A 15,917-nucleotide genomic window follows, 5' to 3' on the forward strand; every position below is an offset into this window, starting at 1 on the left:
TCAAGAATCCGGCGGGAGGGCCGTCGTGTTCCCCTCGCGGAATACGCATGTGAACTCAATCGTCGCGGCATTATCCCCCTCCAACATGGCAGTCACAGCACGTCCAGCAGCACGACCCTTTTCGGTCGCGGGCTGCGACATCGTTGTGAGCAGATACGGGGCAAGGCCATCAACATCGACCCCGTCGAAACCCGTCACGCTGACATCCTCCGGAACGCGTAAACCCGCCTCCTCCGCAGCTCGAATGACTCCCGCGGCGAGCAGGTCGCTTTGCGCGACAACCGCTGTGGGCCGATCGGAACCGGCGAAGATCTCTCTTCCCGCGATGACGCCCTCGTCGATCGAACTATTTCTCGCAGACATTGCGGGCGCGTCAGGGAACACCTGGCGCGCACCCTGAAGCCGATCGCGCATCACGTCGACGGTGATCGTCGCTTCCCGCTGTTCATTGATCCACCCACGCTCACCGGAGACATCCGTGGGCAGCGTGACGAGTGCGACGCGGGTGTGTCCAAGTTTCTTGAGGTGCTCGGCCACGACGCTTTGAGCAAAGGAATTATCAAGCAGGACGGCGGGCACGTCCGACCCTGCGTCGCCTTCAATCACAACAACTGGGATTCGTCGCGAGAGGACGATCTCCAAGGAGGCTCGCATCCGGGCGTTGCATCCGATCAATACGGCCGCATCGATCGGTGCTGTGGTCAACGTTGCGCCACTCTCTCCTGAGCCACTCTCGCCTTCAACGTCATCACGCAAGAGCAGCAAGCCAGCGCCCTGTGGGGCCACCGCATCCGCGAGTCCATCCATCATCGCTCGGGTTACGGGGTCCAGAAAGGCGCCACCCAGGTGGCCTTGAAAAACGACACCGACGATGCCCGATCGACCCCGTCTGAGCGATGCAGCTCGTGGATCTGGGCCGGTGTAGCGAAGCCTCACTGCCGCGTCGAGCACTCGCTGACGCGTTGCATCTGTGACAGGGGTTTTTCCGCTGAAGACAACGGATGCCGTAGATGCCGACACCCCCGCCTCGCGGGCAACGTCGGCGATAGTCGCCCGTCGCGCGTTCATGGAGCGATCGTAGCCTTCTCTGGCGATGTCACCTATCGCAGGGATCGAATCGATTCGGTAAACTTCAGCCGTGGACACCCAGCTCAGCCGCTCGCGACTCCTCCGTTGGCGCGCCGCTATCTTTGCCGTCTTTTTCACCGCGGGTCTCGGATTCGCCACGTGGGCGGCACGCGTGCCCGCAATTAAGGTCAACCTCGGCATCAACGATTTTCAGATCGGCCTTCTGCTCGTCTTTTCGGGTGCGTTCTCGATTGTCGGGCTCTCCCTCGCTTCGGTCCTCATGGCGCGATTCGGTGCGCGACGCGGAATGCTGATCTCCCTCGTGAGTTTCGCAACAGGGCTCACGCTCGTCGGTGTGGGCGGTCAGCTCATTCCGATGTTCGCGATCGTTGCTGTCGGTCTTGCGCTGCTCGGTCTCGGCATGGGTTCCGTCGACGTGATGATGAACATCGAGGGCGCCGCGATCGAACAAACCACAACGAAGACGTTGATGCCGCTTTTCCACGCGTTCTTTAGTTTTGGCACTGTCATCGGAGCCGGCACTGGCGCCTTAATGGCGCTGTGGCGCGTAGACATTGCGCCGAATGCGTTCGCCATCGCTGCGGCGATTGTTGTGGTCGCGATCGCCGCCGTAGCGAACGTTCCGCAGCGTGAAATCGTGGGTGACCCCGCGACCGGGGACGAGAACGGACGCTGGACCGAACGCTTTGTCCGTGCTCTCTCGGCATGGCGAGACCCGCGGATCTGGTCAATCGGCATCATCGTGCTCGGGATGTCCTTCGCTGAAGGCGGAGCGAACGATTGGCTCTCGCTCGCAGTCGTTGACGGTCACGACGGATCTCAGTCGATGGGCGCGCTCGCACTCACGGTCTTTTCGATCAGCATGACAGTCGTGCGTGTGTGCGGCGGGCCACTTGTCGACGCTCTCGGTCGCGTGTGGACGCTCAAAATCTTGTCTCTGACTGCAGGCACCGGCCTTGTTGTCTTCATCCTCGCCCCGACGATCCCGGTTGCGCTCGTCGGTGTCGCATTATGGGGCGCTGGAGCATCTCTCGGCTTCCCCCTCGGTATGTCGGCTGCCGCCGATGATCCGACGAAGGCTGCGGCTTCTGTGAGCGCTGTCGCGACCATCGGCTACGTCGCTTTTCTTGCCGGGCCTCCTGCACTTGGCTGGGTCGCGCACGAAATCGGATTGCTTCCAACGCTGTGGATCATCGTTGTTCTGATCGTCCTGTCCGGGCTGTTTTCGGGCGCAGCGAAACCCGTCGCAGGATCAAAGGTGGGCGCTGCTCACTCCACGAGGCAAGCAAAACCGTAGCGGTAGACGCGCGCCCTCCCCTCAACGCAGCGGAACCGCTACGTCGCTGCCGCCCTCGTGGGTAAGCCGTTGACCCATCTGCACGAGTCGGGGCGTGTCCACGAACCCACCAGCGAACAGGGCCTGACCCTGCGCGAACGTCGGGGAGCGGCGCAGCAGCTCGTCGGGGGCGAAGCTAAACACTTCGCCGAGCTCGGCCAAGTCGCGGGCCGAACTCATGCGCATGAGCGCGAGGTTGTCGCACTGCGACAGAGCGTTCGGGTGCACCTTCGCAGGGCGCTGGGTCGACAACAGCAACCACAGCCCGTACTTGCGACCCTCCGCAGCAATCTGGACGATGCGCTCGGTGAGACGGCGCTCGACGGGTGTCGTTGCGTCAGGGCTACAAAGATTGTGTGCTTCATCGATCACGATCAGACGTCCGATGCGATCAGCGCGGTGCTCCCACAGGTGGTCGAGGATCGCGAGTGCTGCCGCCCGACTCTCGGGCTGCGTCGGGAATCCTCCGAGATCCGCGACGATCGCGTCCGGTCTGTCGTCGATCTCGTCGTTGATGGAACGTCCACCCCACGACCACAGATCCCAGTCGGTGATGCCAAGGTTCTCCAGCCGCATGGCGAGGCGCAGTCGCGCGGGGTTGCCCGATTCACGCAGCGCGTCGACGACCGATCCCTTCAGATTCGGCACGTCCGCTTCGAACTGCAACAGCGCGTTGAACTCTTCGACATCGACTAGGGGGTCGAGTCGCAGCACTGCTGCACGCGAACGCACCGGAAGATCGAGGAAGCGTGCGTGCAAGCCGGGCTCATCACCGCCGGACAAGAACACACGGATGTCGCGATCAGACAGCGCGGCGCGCGAAGCCTCCGGGGCGTCGTCGCGTACCTCTCCGAGCCGCACGAAGTCGGAATTCGGGTCGAGGATCACGATCGGGAGTCGTGTGTGGATAAGTACCTGCTCCAGCGCGACGCCCAGCGCGTATGTCTTGCCGGAGCCACTCTGCCCGCACCAGAACGTGTGCCGGTTGAACTTCCGCGCCAACAGGTGTGCGGCAAGGTGGGCATCGGACCCGAGTTGCGTGCCGATCTGCAAGGGATGTGTGCTCACATCAATAGGTTGCCACGAAACAACTTCCGCCACGAGCCGCGAGGTGAAACGCTTGTGGAGCACTCTTGCCTCGCCGACTTGGGACAATAGGTATGTGCGCCTCGTCATAGCTCGTTGTTCCGTCGACTACTCCGGCCGACTCAACACCCATCTTCCACTCGCCACCCGTCTCATCATGATCAAAGCCGACGGGACGGTGGCGTTCCATAGAGACGTACAACACGCACCCCTCAACTGGATGAGCCCGCCCTGCACGTTGACGGTCGAAGAACCGGAGCAGGATGCCGTCGACGCAGGCGTCATCCAGCAGTGGCGTGTCAGTCACACGAAGACCGGCGACTCACTTGTCGTGCGCATTTTCGAGGTCATCCACGATTCGACTCATGAGCTCGGCGTGGATCCGGGCCTGATCAAAGACGGTGTCGAAGCAGACCTTCAGCGCCTGCTGGCTGAGCAGGTCGATGTGATTGGTGAGAACCTCACGCTCGTGCGACGCGAGTTTCCCACCGCGATCGGCCCAGTGGATCTGCTGCTGCGCGATCCGGCCGGCGGCACAATTGCCGTCGAGGTGAAACGGCGCGGCGATATCGATGGCGTGGAGCAACTCACTCGATATCTTGAACTGCTGGGACGAGACTCACACCTCGCGCCGGTGACCGGGGTTTTCGCGGCCCAAGAGATCAAGCCGCAGGCACGCGTCCTCGCGGCTGACCGCGGCATCCGGTGCGTCACTCTCGACTACGAAGACATGAAGGGCATCGAATCAGGAGTGCCCCGCCTCTTCTGAGGTGCCGGTAGCGTATTGACCATGCCCGATCGATCACCTTTTTCTTGCGTCCTCTGGGATGTCGACGGCACAATCGTCGATGCGTCGGTCGGAATTCTTCGACGTTTGACGATAACGATGGAGCACTTCAGCAAGCCGGCACCAACGCGCGCAGAGCTCGTGCATTGGATCGGTCCTCCAATGCACGACTCATTTCAGGACAACGTGGGGATGAGTGCCGAAGAAGCCGACGAAGCAGTCACTTTCTACCGCACACTTGGCAAGGCCGACGGATACACAAAAGACGCGCAGTTGTATCCGGGCGTCGCCGAGCTCATCAGTGAACTTGCCGCAAGCGGCATCCCCCAGGGGACAGCTTCATCAAAACCAGAAGTGCAGGTCGCGGCACTCATGGATCACTTTGATCTTGCCCAGTACCTCACCTCGATCACTGGAGCCACCAGCGACGAGCGCACCCTCAGTGCAAAGTCGGACATCATCGCCGAAGCACTTCGGCGCCTCAGTGCATCAGGTGTCGACACCAGCCGGCCCGTGCTAATCGGCGACAGGCACCACGACGTCGAAGGTGGTGCAGAGCACGGGGTGCCTGTCATCTTCGTGCGGTGGGGATTCAGCTGGCCGCACGAGTCCGAGGGTGCGCAGGCTGCGGTCGACAATGTCGACCAGTTGCGCGATCTACTCCTCGTCGGAGACACCACCCTCGACTGACGACCCCGCTAGTGTGAGCACCATGTCGCAGACCTCCGCCATGGCAGGCCCACGCAGCCGCCTCCTTGCAGTAGTCCGAAGGGTTCCGGCAACGATCACGCTTGTTCTCATACTGATTGTTGTCGGTGTGGCAACGTCAGCGCTGTGGCAGCCGTTTGCGAACAATTCCGCATGGGATGCTGTCGCCTACGGCCTGCCCGCGCTCGAAGCGGGAAGGTGGTGGACGCCACTGACGGGAACCTTCCTTATCGCTCACCCCCTGCTCTACATTCCTGGCGTACTCGCCTTCTTCGGAATGGGATATCTCGAATACCGTCGCGGATCTCGCGTCGCGCTCGGCTACTTCACTATTGGGCAGCTCTTTGCAGTTCTCGGATCCGCACTGCTTCTGTGGGTGCTCGCATTCACACCGTGGGAGTGGGCACAGACGGTTGCGACTCTTCGAGACGTCGGCCCATCAGGTGGCACCATGGCCTGCATCGCTGCCGCGGTTGGTCTGTTCGTGTCACCGTGGCGCGTACGGGCGTGGATCGTTCTTCTCGCCTTTGTCTTCGTCACGATGTTGTTCTGGGGAAATCTCGATGACATCGAGCACCTCCTCGCCGTCGTGCTTGTCCTTTGTGTTGACCGCACTCTTCGCGTTCAGAAAACCACGGTGCGAGAACAGCGCCTACTCGCTTTTGTTGGTCTCACGACGCTCGTGATCATGGAGATTATTGTTCTCCTCGTGCCGACGAGCGGCCCCTTCGGCGCCACGAGGCCAGAACGTGGCTCCATCGTCGATGTCGCGATCGACGTTTTCATAGTGATCTTCATCGCGAACGGGCTTCGCCGCGGCAGGCGTTGGGCGTGGGTTGTTTCCATCGTGCTAGCCAGCATCAATGTCGCGACGTTCATCGTCGTAGTAGCTCTCATTGCCGCGCTCGGGATGGGCACAGTAACCAACCTCCTCTCCTCGCCGCCGTCGCTGAGCCTTGCCACCGGAGTGCTCTGGATGCTGATGCTCGGCTATCTCTTCTGGGTTCGGGGAGCATTCCGTGCGCGTCGCAGCGCGTCAGTCGGCGTCGCGCCGGTTCCCACGAAGTCTGATGTCGTCGCAGCGCTTCACGAATCCGGTGGCGGCACACTGTCGTGGATGACAACGTGGGATGGAAACTCCTACGCACGCACATCGACCGGGATCGTGGTTTATCAGCGTCGCGCCGGTGTCGCAGTCGTTCTCGGCGACCCGCTCGGCCCGGAAAGTGGTCGAGCGCAATCAATCACGGAATTCGTTGCCGCAGCCGAACGCGCAGGTCTCGTGCCATGCTTCTTCAGCTCGAGCGAAGCCACCCGTGCCGCCGTGCCTAAAAACTGGCGAAGCCTCATCGTCGCGGATGACACGATCGTTGATCTCGCCGGCCTCGAGTTCACGGGTAAGCGGTGGGCAGCAGTCCGAACATCAATAAATCGCGCACAACGCGAAGAGGTTGCGTTCCGCATGACGCGCCTTGCTGACGAGTCATGGGGTGTCCGCCAACAACTTCGCGCAATTTCGGAGATGTGGGTTGGTGACAAGGGGTTGCCAGAAATGGGGTTCACACTGGGGACTCTTGTCGAAGCCGAAGATCCGGAGGTCCGCCTCGCTCTTGCGATCTCGCCGCAGGGAGATATTGACGGATTCTTGTCGTGGCTTCCGGTTTATGGCCCCGACGGCAAGGTACGCGGATGGACTTTAGATCTCATGCGCCGTCGTGACGGCGGATTCTCCCCCGTCATGGAGTTCCTCATCGGATCGTCGGCCGCGTACTTTTCTCAAGAAGGAGCAGAGGTGATCTCACTGTCGGGTGCGCCACTTGCACATGATTATCCCGAGGACGCTGGCGTCATATCGGAGTTGAGCAGCCGCTTGGCCGAGACGCTTGAACCGGTCTACGGGTTCAAGTCACTCCATAAGTTCAAAGAGAAGTTCCACCCGCGATACGAAACCATGTACCTGCTGTTTCGCGACGAAAGCGACCTGTCTCGCATTGGCATGGGTCTAACCCGTGCCTTCTTGCCCACAGCGACGCTGCGGCAATTCGCCGGCGCAGGCGTAGAGCTGCTGCGCGGCGGAAGTTCTTAGGCGAAAGAAAGTCCTGGGTGGCGGGAAATCCATCCCGCCACCCAGGACGTCATCGCTCGATTAGATCGGGCGGATCTCAGCTGCCTGAAGACCCTTGGGGCCTTCAGCAACCTCGAACTCGACCCGCTGGTTCTCTTCAAGCGAGCGGAAGCCGCCGGACTGGATCGCCGAGTAGTGCGCGAAAAGGTCCGCTCCCCCGTCGTCGGGCGCGATGAAACCGAACCCCTTGTCCGCGTTGAACCACTTTACGGTGCCTGTCGTGCTCATTGAATTGCCGTTCTATACATCACCCGCGCGCTCTGCGCCGGCTAGCCCCACGTTAGCGGTCAAAGTGGGGTATGGTCTACGCCCTTTGAGAAGGTGACACAAATGTTGCACGAATATTTCCCATTCGATGCCCGGGCCGAGCCCTGCTCAAAGGCCCGGGCATCGACGGATCCCCCCGGATATGTCACGCAAAACGCGACAGCGACACTCTACTGATTTCCATACGAAATAGGCAGTGCCCTCGAAACCAGGCGCGCGTAGAATTGCCGCGCCAATGACCGATTCAGCAAGCTTTTCCCCGCTCGATCCCCGAGGTGTCGTCCTCGGAGACGAAGTTTTCGCTGTGCTCGGACAGGCAATTCTTGATGGCCGGCTAATGCCGGGTCAACGCCTTCGTGACGTGGATCTCGCCGATCAGTTGCGTGTGTCGCGCACTCCGGTGCGCGAAGCGCTGCAGCGATTGGAGAGATTTGGTCTTGTCGAAATCGCTGCGAATAGATGGACCCGCGTCACGACACCGAGCCCGACGGCGCTCCACGATACGCAGGAATTCATCGTGCATCTCGTCAGGGATGCCCTCACTCTGGGCCTACCGCGGTGTTCTACCGAACAGCTTGAGTTGATAATCGCAGCATCCGACGCTCTTATTGCGGCGTCGGAGGCCGACAGCTCCGACGCCATGCTGGGCACGACAGTCATGATGTACCAGCAAATGATCAGAGCGACCGGCAACGAGGTCTTTATCCAAGTCATGCGAGAGGCCGGCATCGCCTTTCAGCGGAACCTTCGCGGGTGGCAGCATCCTGATCCCGACGTCGAAGTGCGGACCAATAACTACCGGGCCCTCCGCGATGCAATCGCGCGCCGTGATGCCCCGGCTGCCGAGCGTGCGCTCTTCGCGAACACCCTCGATGCGGGTTCAACCGACAGACGGACGACCGAGTCTGATTCGCTTTGAGGCCGAACGGCAAGCCACGCGGGGTGAACTGCATCTTTGAGTAGGAGAAATGGATGCTGGCGCGGCCGCGCTCCGGCGCATGACGAAAACTGCTTTTGGAATGACCGAGAGCAAAAAATACCCCCAGCCGGAAGCCAAAAACTTCCGGCTGGGGGTCTCAATCTTTGCTGTGCGCGAGGGGGGACTTGAACCCCCACGCCCTTGCGGGCACTGGCACCTGAAGCCAGCGCGTCTACCTATTCCGCCACTCGCGCGAAGCAGCGCACCGCGAGGCGCGCCGTACACAACCTCACGAGGATATCACGGCGCGCGCGCCCGTCTTCTAACCGGACAAGGTCACTCGCGCCATGACGTGACATGCTTCGGAGCGACGTTGCACCGCACATCCAGCCGAGCCAACTACGATATAGCCACCGATCGCCTGCCTGAGGAGTCACGTGGGACTACTTGACAGTTTCGAGAAAGGTCTCGAACGCGCCGTTAATGGCGCCTTCGCGAAGACCTTTCGCAGCGGTATTCAGCCCGTTGAGATCGCCTCTGCCCTGCGGAGCGAGATGGACAAGAAGGCGGCAGTAGTCAGTCGCGACCGCATCCTTGTTCCAAACTCATTCGAGGTACGCCTTTCTACCGTCGACGACACGAAGATGAACGCGCTCGGCCCAGCTCTCGGCGACGAGCTGAACGCGCTCGTCCAAAAGCACGCGACGTCACAGGGGTACTCCTTCGCAGGTCCCGTTTCGATCAGTGTCTTGCGTGACGAGACGCTATCGACCGGAACCTTGCGCGTTGACTCGCGGTCCGCCGAAGGGCAGGTTTCCTGGCAGGCTGTCGTCGATATCGGGGGCACTCGTCACCCGCTGACTTCAGCGCGCACCGTCATCGGCCGCGGCAGCGACGCAGACATCACCATCGCCGACACCGGAACAAGCCGACGTCACGTCGAGATCCTGTGGGATGGCGAACGTGCCATGGTCCGAGATCTGCAGTCGACGAACGGCACGAAGCTCAATGGAAATCCCGTGAAGGAAGCGCGTCTCACTCCGGAATCGACGGTCACCATCGGGCGAACGAATATCGTCTTTCGCGTTGTGCCACAGACTGTCGCTCGTCGGCCACCCGCAGATGGCGTTTCAGATGCCACGCGAGCCTTCACTACCGGGGATGGGGGCCCGCTCACATGAGTGAACTCACTCTGCTTCTTCTTCGCATCGGTTTCCTTCTGCTGCTCTGGTTCTTCGTCTTCGCAGTCGTCTACTCACTTCGCGCCGACCTGTTCGGCACCAAGGTGCGACGGATGCCGCAAGCAGCGCCTGCTGCAGCAGCACCGACCGCCGGTGCAAAGGACGCGACGGCGCCGGTCGTGTCGCCTCCGCCCCCTTCGAAAGAGAAGGGCGGGCGTCGAGAGAAAGCCACAACCGAAAGTGTTTCGCGCATTGTGATCACCAGCGGACCAAAGACCGGACTTGAGATCTCACTGGGTACCGAAGCGCTCACGATTGGGCGTTCCAGCGAGTCTGGGCTCGTCATCCGTGACGACTACACATCGAGTCATCACGCTCGACTCCTCTTGTGGGGCGACCAATGGATGTTCCAGGACCTTGACTCAACGAATGGATCCTGGCATGACGGTGAACGCGTGACTTCTCCGGTTCCGATTACCGCTGGGGCTCCGCTCAAGGTCGGGGCGACCACCTTCGAACTGCGGAAGTAGCGGATTCCCTCGATGGTTTTCCAAGGCTCGAGTGCAGCACTTTCCCATACCGGGAAAGTGCGCTCGAACAACCAAGATTCGGGGTATTCGGGCTCCAATCTCTTCGTTGTCGCCGACGGTATGGGTGGCCACGCCGGCGGCGATGTCGCGTCGAGCCTGGCGGTCCATCGGCTCGAAGATCTCGATCATCCCTACGGATCGACATCGGATGCGGAGCACGCACTTCAGACGGCGATCGTCGACACCGCAGGCGACATCATCGACACGGTGCAGGTGAAGCCCGAGCTCGCAGGCATGGGCACGACCGTCAGCGCGCTCGTCATGGTTGATGATTACGCGGTCATCGCTCACATCGGCGACTCTCGTATCTACCTTTACCGCGATAACGCGCTGACGCAGATTACGACCGACCACACGTTCGTGCAGCGACTTGTCGATTCTGGTCGCATCACACCCGAAGAGGCAAGGTACCACCCACGCCGCTCCGTTCTCATGCGAGTTCTGGGCGACATGGACCCCGACCCCGAAGTCGACACGTTCATCATGCCGACCCAGCCCGGCGACCGCTGGCTGCTGTGCTCCGATGGCCTGTGTGGAGTGGTGGATGACGCGCAGACGTCGAAGGTGCTCGATCAGGGCCTTGCCCCCGGCGGCACTGCCGATGCACTCCTCAAGCTCGCGCTCGATGCGGGCGCACCCGACAACGTCACCATCGTGCTGGTCGATGTGGGGGGCCAGCATCCCGTCGTTTCTGGCACAGCCACGGTCGTCGGTTCGGCATCGAATCCGGTCGGTATAGAAGTACCGGCCGCACGCCCCGGCAGGTCATCCTGGCTTCACCCCGGACGCCAGGCCGCGAACGAACCGTCGCACTTCGAGCCGGCACCGGAGTATCTTGAAGAGCTCATCGATGAAGACCGCAGGCGCGCCCGCAGGCGTCGCGTGGTGTGGATCACAGGTCTCGTACTCGTTCTCGCCGCAATCGCCGCTGGCCTTTTCGCCGGATACAGCTGGTCGCAGACGCGCTACTACATCGGTGCGGATGACGATTCAGTCGTCATCTATCGCGGCGTACAGCAAAGCATTGGCCCTATCGCACTGTCGAGTGCGTACGAAGAGACCGGCATCGCGCTGGCTGACCTCAGCGACTTCGACCGAAACAAGGTTGAGAACACCATCTCAGCGCGATCGCTCTCCGACGCCAAGCTGATCGTTGACCGCCTCGAACCGCAAGAGGAGGCTGCCGGATGACCGCACCCGTTTCTGACGCACCCGCCGCCGACACCGCAGTCCTGCGGGCGCTTCGCAAGATGCGAGTGCCGCAAACGCTTCGCAATCGCGAGATGTGGTTGCTGCTCTTCGCCTTCGTAATTAACGCCGGGGCCGTGGCGCTCGTGCAACTCGGCGCGCTCGGCGCCATTGATGCAAGCTTCCTCATCTATGGCGGCGCCGTATCGGTGCTCACCCTCGTCATCCATATTCTGCTGCGAATCTTCGCGCGCGACGCCGATCCATTTCTACTGCCGATAGCAACCCTCTTGACCGGGCTCGGTATCGCGATGATCTATCGCATCGACATCGCCGATAACGCCGAAGGCTGGGATTCCTTCGCGATCAAGCAACTTGCCTGGACTGCCATCGCGCTCGTACTCGCTATCGCCGTCGTGCTTTTGCTTCGCAACTATCGAATCCTCTTTCGCTACACCTACGTCGCGGGTTTTGCGGGTGTCGCGCTGCTGGTGTTGCCTTTCGTCCCGGGCCTTGGCACCGATGCAAACGCAGATGTTTGGGTATCAGTGGGCTTCTTCTCTTTCCAGCCAGGTGAGCTCGCCAAGATTGCGCTGGCAATCTTCTTCGCTGGATACCTCGTGCGCACGCGAGAAAGCCTGACATCTGTCGGGACGCGCTTTCTGGGGATGACCTGGCCACGCGCACGCGAGCTCGGTCCGCTCTTGGTGATCTGGCTCATTTCTCTCGGCACAATCGTGCTGCAACGCGACCTTGGAACGGGTCTCCTGATCTTCGGCATGTTCGTCGCCATGCTGTACGTCGCGACCGGCAAGACAAGTTGGGTGCTCATCGGTCTTGGCCTCGCAGTCGCCGGCGCAGTGCTGGCTTCGCAAATCCTCACCTACGTGGGATGGCGTTTCACGAACTGGCTGGATGCCTTCAATCCCGCTGTCATCGATGCTCCGGGCGGAAGTTACCAGCTCGTGCAGGGAATCTTTGGACTCGCACACGGGGGACTCATCGGCACGGGCCTTGGGCAGGGTCGCCCCTACATCACGCCACTTTCACAGAGCGACTACATCCTGCCGAGCCTGGGAGAAGAACTCGGACTCATCGGGGTCTTCGCGATTCTGTGTCTGTATATGGTGCTCGCGAGCCGCGGTCTTCGTATTGGGCTTGCCGGTCAGGATGACTTCGGCAAACTCCTCGCTACGGGGTTGTCGTTCACTGTCGCGCTGCAGGTGTTCATCATGGTTGGTGGCGTGACCCGCGTCATCCCGCTCACCGGTCTCACAACGCCGTTCCTGGCGGCGGGTGGTTCTTCGCTGATCGCAAACTGGTTGATCGTCGCAATTCTTCTTCGCATTTCTGACTCTGTGCGCACCCGACCAAGGGCGGTGATCGGATGACAAAAGAATTGAAACGGCTGAGCATCCTGATGCTCGCTATGTTCCTCGTGCTGTTCGGTTCAACGAGTTGGATTCAGGTGGTTGACACCGACTCACTCGCCAACAACGACCGGAATACCCGCTCACTCTACGATTCCTACGAAGTGCAGCGCGGATCAATCATCGCGAGCGGCAGCGCCATCGCGTCCTCCGAACCATCGGACGATGTATTCAGCTGGCAACGTGTCTACACCGACGCCGACATGTGGGCGCCAGTTACTGGGTACATCAACCCCGCTCTCGGGTCAGCGACAGGTATCGAGCAGTCGATGAATCAGGAGCTTTCAGGCACGGGTAGTTCGCAATTTCTCGATCGCATTGATCAGATCTTCACCGGTCAGTCGCCGCAGGGGTCAAACGTCGTACTGTCGTTGGATTCTGATGTGCAACGTGCGGCCTACGAAGCTCTCGGTGATCTGCAAGGCGCCGTGATCGCGATCGAGCCATCAACCGGGCGCGTGCTCGCGATGGCGTCGACGCCGAGCTACGACACCAACCTGCTCGCGTCACACGATACAAACGCCGTGCAATCTACATATGCCGAGCTCGACGCAGCGGTGAATCACCCGCTTTACAACCGGGCCATCGCCGGAAACTTGAACCCACCCGGCTCGACCTTCAAGCTCGTCGTTGTCTCGGCGGCGCTCGCCTCCGATGACTTCACCCCGGAATCGACGCTTCCGAACCTCGCCACCTACACGCTTCCTGGAACCAGCACCGCGATTCGCAACGCCGGCGGCGGCACATGCGGCAGCGGTGAAACCGTGACAATCGCCGATGCCCTGCGACTGAGCTGCAACATACCGATGGCGCAGCTGGCTGTGAAACTGGGTGACGACGCGATCCTCGAAGAGGCCGAGAAGTATGGGTTCAATTCTTCGTTCTCGATGCCGCTCGAATCGACAGCATCTACGTACCCCCGAGGGCTCAGTGCCGATAAAACCGCACTCACCGGATTCGGCCAGGGCGACGTCCGGGCGACGCCTCTTCAGATGGCGATGGTTTCTGCCGGAATAGCGAATGATGGCATCGTCATGAACCCACGAATGGTTGACGAAGTCATTGCGCCTGATCTTTCGGTGCAGCAAACCTACGAAGACAGTGAATATGGCCGGGCACTCGAAGAGGACCTCGCAACGGAGATGGTGCAAATGATGATCGCTAATGTCGATAACGGTGCCGCATCGAATGCAAGAATAGATGGCGTCAAGGTGGCCGGTAAGACCGGTACCGCAGAGAATGGGTCAGATGACCCATACACCTTGTGGTTCACCGGCTTTGCGCCCGCAGACGACCCAGAGGTCGCAGTTGCGGTCGTCATCGAAGACGGTGGCGGTCAAGGACAAACGGGCACGGGAAATACGATCGCGGCGCCCATCGCGAAAAAGGTCATGGAGGCGGTGCTAGGTAAATGAGACCGACACAGGGTGTGACCTTCGGCGGCCGCTATGAACTGGATTCGCGGATCGCAATCGGCGGCATGGGCGAAGTATGGGAGGCCAACGACCACGTTATCGGCCGGACCGTCGCCATCAAGATCCTCAAAGACGAGTACATGGGCGACCCGGGCTTCCTCGAGCGTTTTCGCGCCGAGGCTCGGCACGCAGCGCTTGTGAACCATGAAGGAATCGCCAGTGTCTTCGATTATGGCGAAGAGAACGGCAGCGCTTTTCTCGTCATGGAACTCGTTCCTGGTGAAGCTCTCTCAACCATCCTGGAGCGCGACGGTTCGCTGTCGAGCGACAAAACGCTCGACATTGTCGCCCAAACAGCCGCCGCCCTTCAGGCCGCGCACGCCGCCGGTCTGGTCCACCGCGACATCAAGCCCGGAAACCTTCTGATCACGCCCGACGGTCGCGTCAAGATCACTGACTTCGGTATTGCCCGCATCGCCGATCAGGTTCCACTGACGGCCACCGGCCAAGTAATGGGTACCGTCCAGTACCTCTCACCAGAGCAAGCGTCTGGGCACGCGGCATCGCCCTCGACTGACATCTATTCGCTCGGAATCGTTGCGTACGAATGCCTCGCGGGCAAGCGTCCATTCACTGGCGAGTCGCAAGTAGCGATCGCTATGGCGCAGATCAACGAGCAAGCGCCACCACTCCCGCCGACAATCGCGGCGCCGGTGCAGAACCTCGTGATGGCGATGATCACGAAGAAGCCCGAAGATCGTCCATCCACTGCCGCTGCGGTATCGCGCGCCGCAGCTGCTCTTCGCCGTGGCGACGTTGCTGCTGCAGCGAGTGCCGTGCCCGCTGTCGCTGATGGCGTGCTCGAAACTGACGCGGCAACTCAGCTCCTCGCATCAGCAGGTGCGACTGGGGCCGCGACGCAGCTCATGCCGAGTGCCGACATGGAAGCCGAAACGGGTGAGCCTGCGAAGAAAAAGAAGCGCAGCCCTTGGACTTGGCCTCTTGTCGCGCTTGTGGTGCTGTTACTCATTGTCTTAGGTGGCACAGTCTTCGCGCTGTTCGGCAACCAAGGTTCTGACACTGATCCCTCAGCGTCGGCTTCCACGTCAGCATCGAAGCCCGCACCGTCCCAAACGACTCCGAGTTCGACGCCATCCTCCTCAACAGTGAGTGTCAATTCGCTGGGGCTCGACGGCCTCACATGCGACGATGCTTCGGCGAGGCTTAGCGAAGCAGGACTTGCCGCCAACTGCACAGCTGGAAACAGTGCCCCGAACGCCGAAAGCGTCGGCGTTGTCTACGAGGTGAACCCGACGGGAAATGTGCCCGAGGGAACGATCATCACGTTGACCGTCTATGGCGGTGAAGTTGAACTCGGGTCTCCGGGCGCGCCGTCGATGCCCGAAAGTGCTGTCACAGGTACGTCAGTTCAGGTCACCTGGCCCGGCTACACCTGCCCGTCCGGAACCGGTTCCGTGAGTTCGTATGACCTCACTGCCACGAACGGTGTGTTCCCCGCAACTGGACAGTCCACGGCATCCTTCGGTTCTGGTGAGCGCAGCGCCGATTTGCAGATCACCGGTACCGAGGGCCAGACAGTCATTGTCACTTACACGGTCTCATGTGTCGGGGGTTCCAGTACCGAAGCGCGGACGTCACCGTCCTCTGAAGAAGCAACACTTCAGGTACAAGCTGTAGCGCCGACACCGACGCCGACTTCGACGCCCTGAACTGTCTCCGGTATATCGGTTGGGCATACCCTCAGCAGTCGTCCGTTAGGCTGAATACGATCCACC

General features: G+C 60.9%; 14 protein-coding genes and 1 tRNA gene. 11 read left to right on the forward strand and 4 right to left on the reverse strand.

The features are described from left to right. The gene (locus FHS06_RS02515) at positions 1-1,068 is read right to left on the reverse strand and encodes a LacI family DNA-binding transcriptional regulator (protein ID WP_167045062.1); all 1,068 of its coding nucleotides are present in this window, start codon (positions 1,066-1,068) and stop codon (positions 1-3) included. A 70-nt stretch (positions 1,069-1,138) separates the two neighbouring features. Between FHS06_RS02515 and FHS06_RS02520 the strand changes: the two genes are divergently transcribed. After that, positions 1,139-2,386, forward strand: a complete 1,248-nt coding sequence (locus FHS06_RS02520; protein WP_167045065.1) for an MFS transporter — start codon at positions 1,139-1,141, stop codon at positions 2,384-2,386. A 21-nt stretch (positions 2,387-2,407) separates the two neighbouring features. On the opposite strand, the gene FHS06_RS02525 is transcribed toward FHS06_RS02520, so the two are convergent. Continuing rightward, the gene (locus tag FHS06_RS02525; RefSeq protein ID WP_310734875.1) at positions 2,408-3,493 is read right to left on the reverse strand and encodes an ATP-binding protein; all 1,086 of its coding nucleotides are present in this window, start codon (positions 3,491-3,493) and stop codon (positions 2,408-2,410) included. Positions 3,494-3,587: 94 nt separating this feature from the next. Between FHS06_RS02525 and nucS the strand changes: the two genes are divergently transcribed. Genes nucS through FHS06_RS02540 form a run of 3 tightly spaced genes read left to right on the forward strand, consistent with a single transcriptional unit; the run spans position 3,588 to position 7,092 of the window. Beyond that, complete coding sequence (gene nucS / locus FHS06_RS02530) at positions 3,588-4,280, forward strand: endonuclease NucS (protein ID WP_167045071.1); 693 nt, start codon at positions 3,588-3,590, stop codon at positions 4,278-4,280. Between the two features lie 21 nt (positions 4,281-4,301). After that, positions 4,302-4,988, forward strand: a complete 687-nt coding sequence (locus tag FHS06_RS02535; protein ID WP_167045074.1) for an HAD hydrolase-like protein — start codon at positions 4,302-4,304, stop codon at positions 4,986-4,988. A 22-nt stretch (positions 4,989-5,010) separates the two neighbouring features. Next, entirely contained in the window at positions 5,011-7,092 is a 2,082-nt protein-coding gene (locus tag FHS06_RS02540) for a bifunctional lysylphosphatidylglycerol flippase/synthetase MprF (RefSeq protein ID WP_243845239.1), read from the forward strand. 60 nt (positions 7,093-7,152) lie between these two features. Here FHS06_RS02540 and FHS06_RS02545 read toward each other — a convergent pair whose 3' ends face one another. After that, entirely contained in the window at positions 7,153-7,359 is a 207-nt protein-coding gene (locus tag FHS06_RS02545) for a cold-shock protein (protein WP_165140603.1), read from the reverse strand. A 274-nt stretch (positions 7,360-7,633) separates the two neighbouring features. Here FHS06_RS02545 and FHS06_RS02550 point away from each other — a divergent pair, with 274 nt between their 5' ends. Further along, positions 7,634-8,317 carry a GntR family transcriptional regulator gene (locus FHS06_RS02550; RefSeq protein ID WP_167045077.1) on the forward strand — a complete coding sequence of 228 codons (684 nt, stop codon included), beginning with the start codon at positions 7,634-7,636 and terminating at the stop codon, positions 8,315-8,317. Between the two features lie 170 nt (positions 8,318-8,487). On the opposite strand, the gene FHS06_RS02555 is transcribed toward FHS06_RS02550, so the two are convergent. Beyond that, positions 8,488-8,571: transfer RNA gene (locus tag FHS06_RS02555), tRNA-Leu, on the reverse strand. Positions 8,572-8,754: 183 nt separating this feature from the next. Between FHS06_RS02555 and FHS06_RS02560 the strand changes: the two genes are divergently transcribed. The 6 genes from FHS06_RS02560 to FHS06_RS02585 are packed head-to-tail and all read left to right on the forward strand — an operon-like array spanning position 8,755 to position 15,851. Further along, positions 8,755-9,498 carry an FhaA domain-containing protein gene (locus FHS06_RS02560; protein ID WP_167045080.1) on the forward strand — a complete coding sequence of 248 codons (744 nt, stop codon included), beginning with the start codon at positions 8,755-8,757 and terminating at the stop codon, positions 9,496-9,498. Then, positions 9,495-10,028 carry an FHA domain-containing protein FhaB/FipA gene (locus FHS06_RS02565; RefSeq protein WP_167045083.1) on the forward strand — a complete coding sequence of 178 codons (534 nt, stop codon included), beginning with the start codon at positions 9,495-9,497 and terminating at the stop codon, positions 10,026-10,028. Before FHS06_RS02560 ends, FHS06_RS02565 begins: the two co-directional genes overlap by 4 nt. A 12-nt stretch (positions 10,029-10,040) precedes the next feature. After that, complete coding sequence (locus tag FHS06_RS02570; RefSeq protein ID WP_167045086.1) at positions 10,041-11,279, forward strand: Stp1/IreP family PP2C-type Ser/Thr phosphatase; 1,239 nt, start codon at positions 10,041-10,043, stop codon at positions 11,277-11,279. Beyond that, entirely contained in the window at positions 11,276-12,667 is a 1,392-nt protein-coding gene (locus tag FHS06_RS02575) for an FtsW/RodA/SpoVE family cell cycle protein (protein WP_167045089.1), read from the forward strand. The genes FHS06_RS02570 and FHS06_RS02575 overlap by 4 nt, the downstream gene beginning before the upstream one ends. Continuing rightward, entirely contained in the window at positions 12,664-14,121 is a 1,458-nt protein-coding gene (locus FHS06_RS02580) for a peptidoglycan D,D-transpeptidase FtsI family protein (RefSeq protein WP_167045092.1), read from the forward strand. The genes FHS06_RS02575 and FHS06_RS02580 overlap by 4 nt, the downstream gene beginning before the upstream one ends. Beyond that, on the forward strand, positions 14,118-15,851 hold the full coding sequence (locus FHS06_RS02585) for a serine/threonine-protein kinase (protein WP_167045095.1): 1,734 nt from the start codon (positions 14,118-14,120) through the stop codon (positions 15,849-15,851). The genes FHS06_RS02580 and FHS06_RS02585 overlap by 4 nt, the downstream gene beginning before the upstream one ends. Positions 15,852-15,917 lie beyond the last annotated feature (66 nt).

This window comes from Microbacterium halimionae (assembly GCF_011761265.1).
In the GTDB taxonomy this organism is placed as follows: domain Bacteria; phylum Actinomycetota; class Actinomycetes; order Actinomycetales; family Microbacteriaceae; genus Microbacterium; species Microbacterium halimionae.

Bases quoted from the DNA above. Each gene is read 5' to 3' on its own strand.
- FHS06_RS02515 (WP_167045062.1), bottom strand. From the start codon at position 1,068: ATGAACGCGCGACGGGCGACTATCGCCGACGTTGCCCGCGAGGCGGGG.
- FHS06_RS02535 (WP_167045074.1), top strand. From the start codon at position 4,302: ATGCCCGATCGATCACCTTTTTCTTGCGTCCTCTGGGATGTCGACGGC.
- FHS06_RS02540 (WP_243845239.1), top strand. From the start codon at position 5,011: ATGTCGCAGACCTCCGCCATGGCAGGCCCACGCAGCCGCCTCCTTGCA.
- FHS06_RS02545 (WP_165140603.1), bottom strand. From the start codon at position 7,359: ATGAGCACGACAGGCACCGTAAAGTGGTTCAACGCGGACAAGGGGTTC.
- FHS06_RS02550 (WP_167045077.1), top strand. From the start codon at position 7,634: ATGACCGATTCAGCAAGCTTTTCCCCGCTCGATCCCCGAGGTGTCGTC.
- FHS06_RS02565 (WP_167045083.1), top strand. From the start codon at position 9,495: ATGAGTGAACTCACTCTGCTTCTTCTTCGCATCGGTTTCCTTCTGCTG.
- FHS06_RS02570 (WP_167045086.1), top strand. From the start codon at position 10,041: ATGGTTTTCCAAGGCTCGAGTGCAGCACTTTCCCATACCGGGAAAGTG.
- FHS06_RS02575 (WP_167045089.1), top strand. From the start codon at position 11,276: ATGACCGCACCCGTTTCTGACGCACCCGCCGCCGACACCGCAGTCCTG.
- FHS06_RS02580 (WP_167045092.1), top strand. From the start codon at position 12,664: ATGACAAAAGAATTGAAACGGCTGAGCATCCTGATGCTCGCTATGTTC.
- FHS06_RS02585 (WP_167045095.1), top strand. From the start codon at position 14,118: ATGAGACCGACACAGGGTGTGACCTTCGGCGGCCGCTATGAACTGGAT.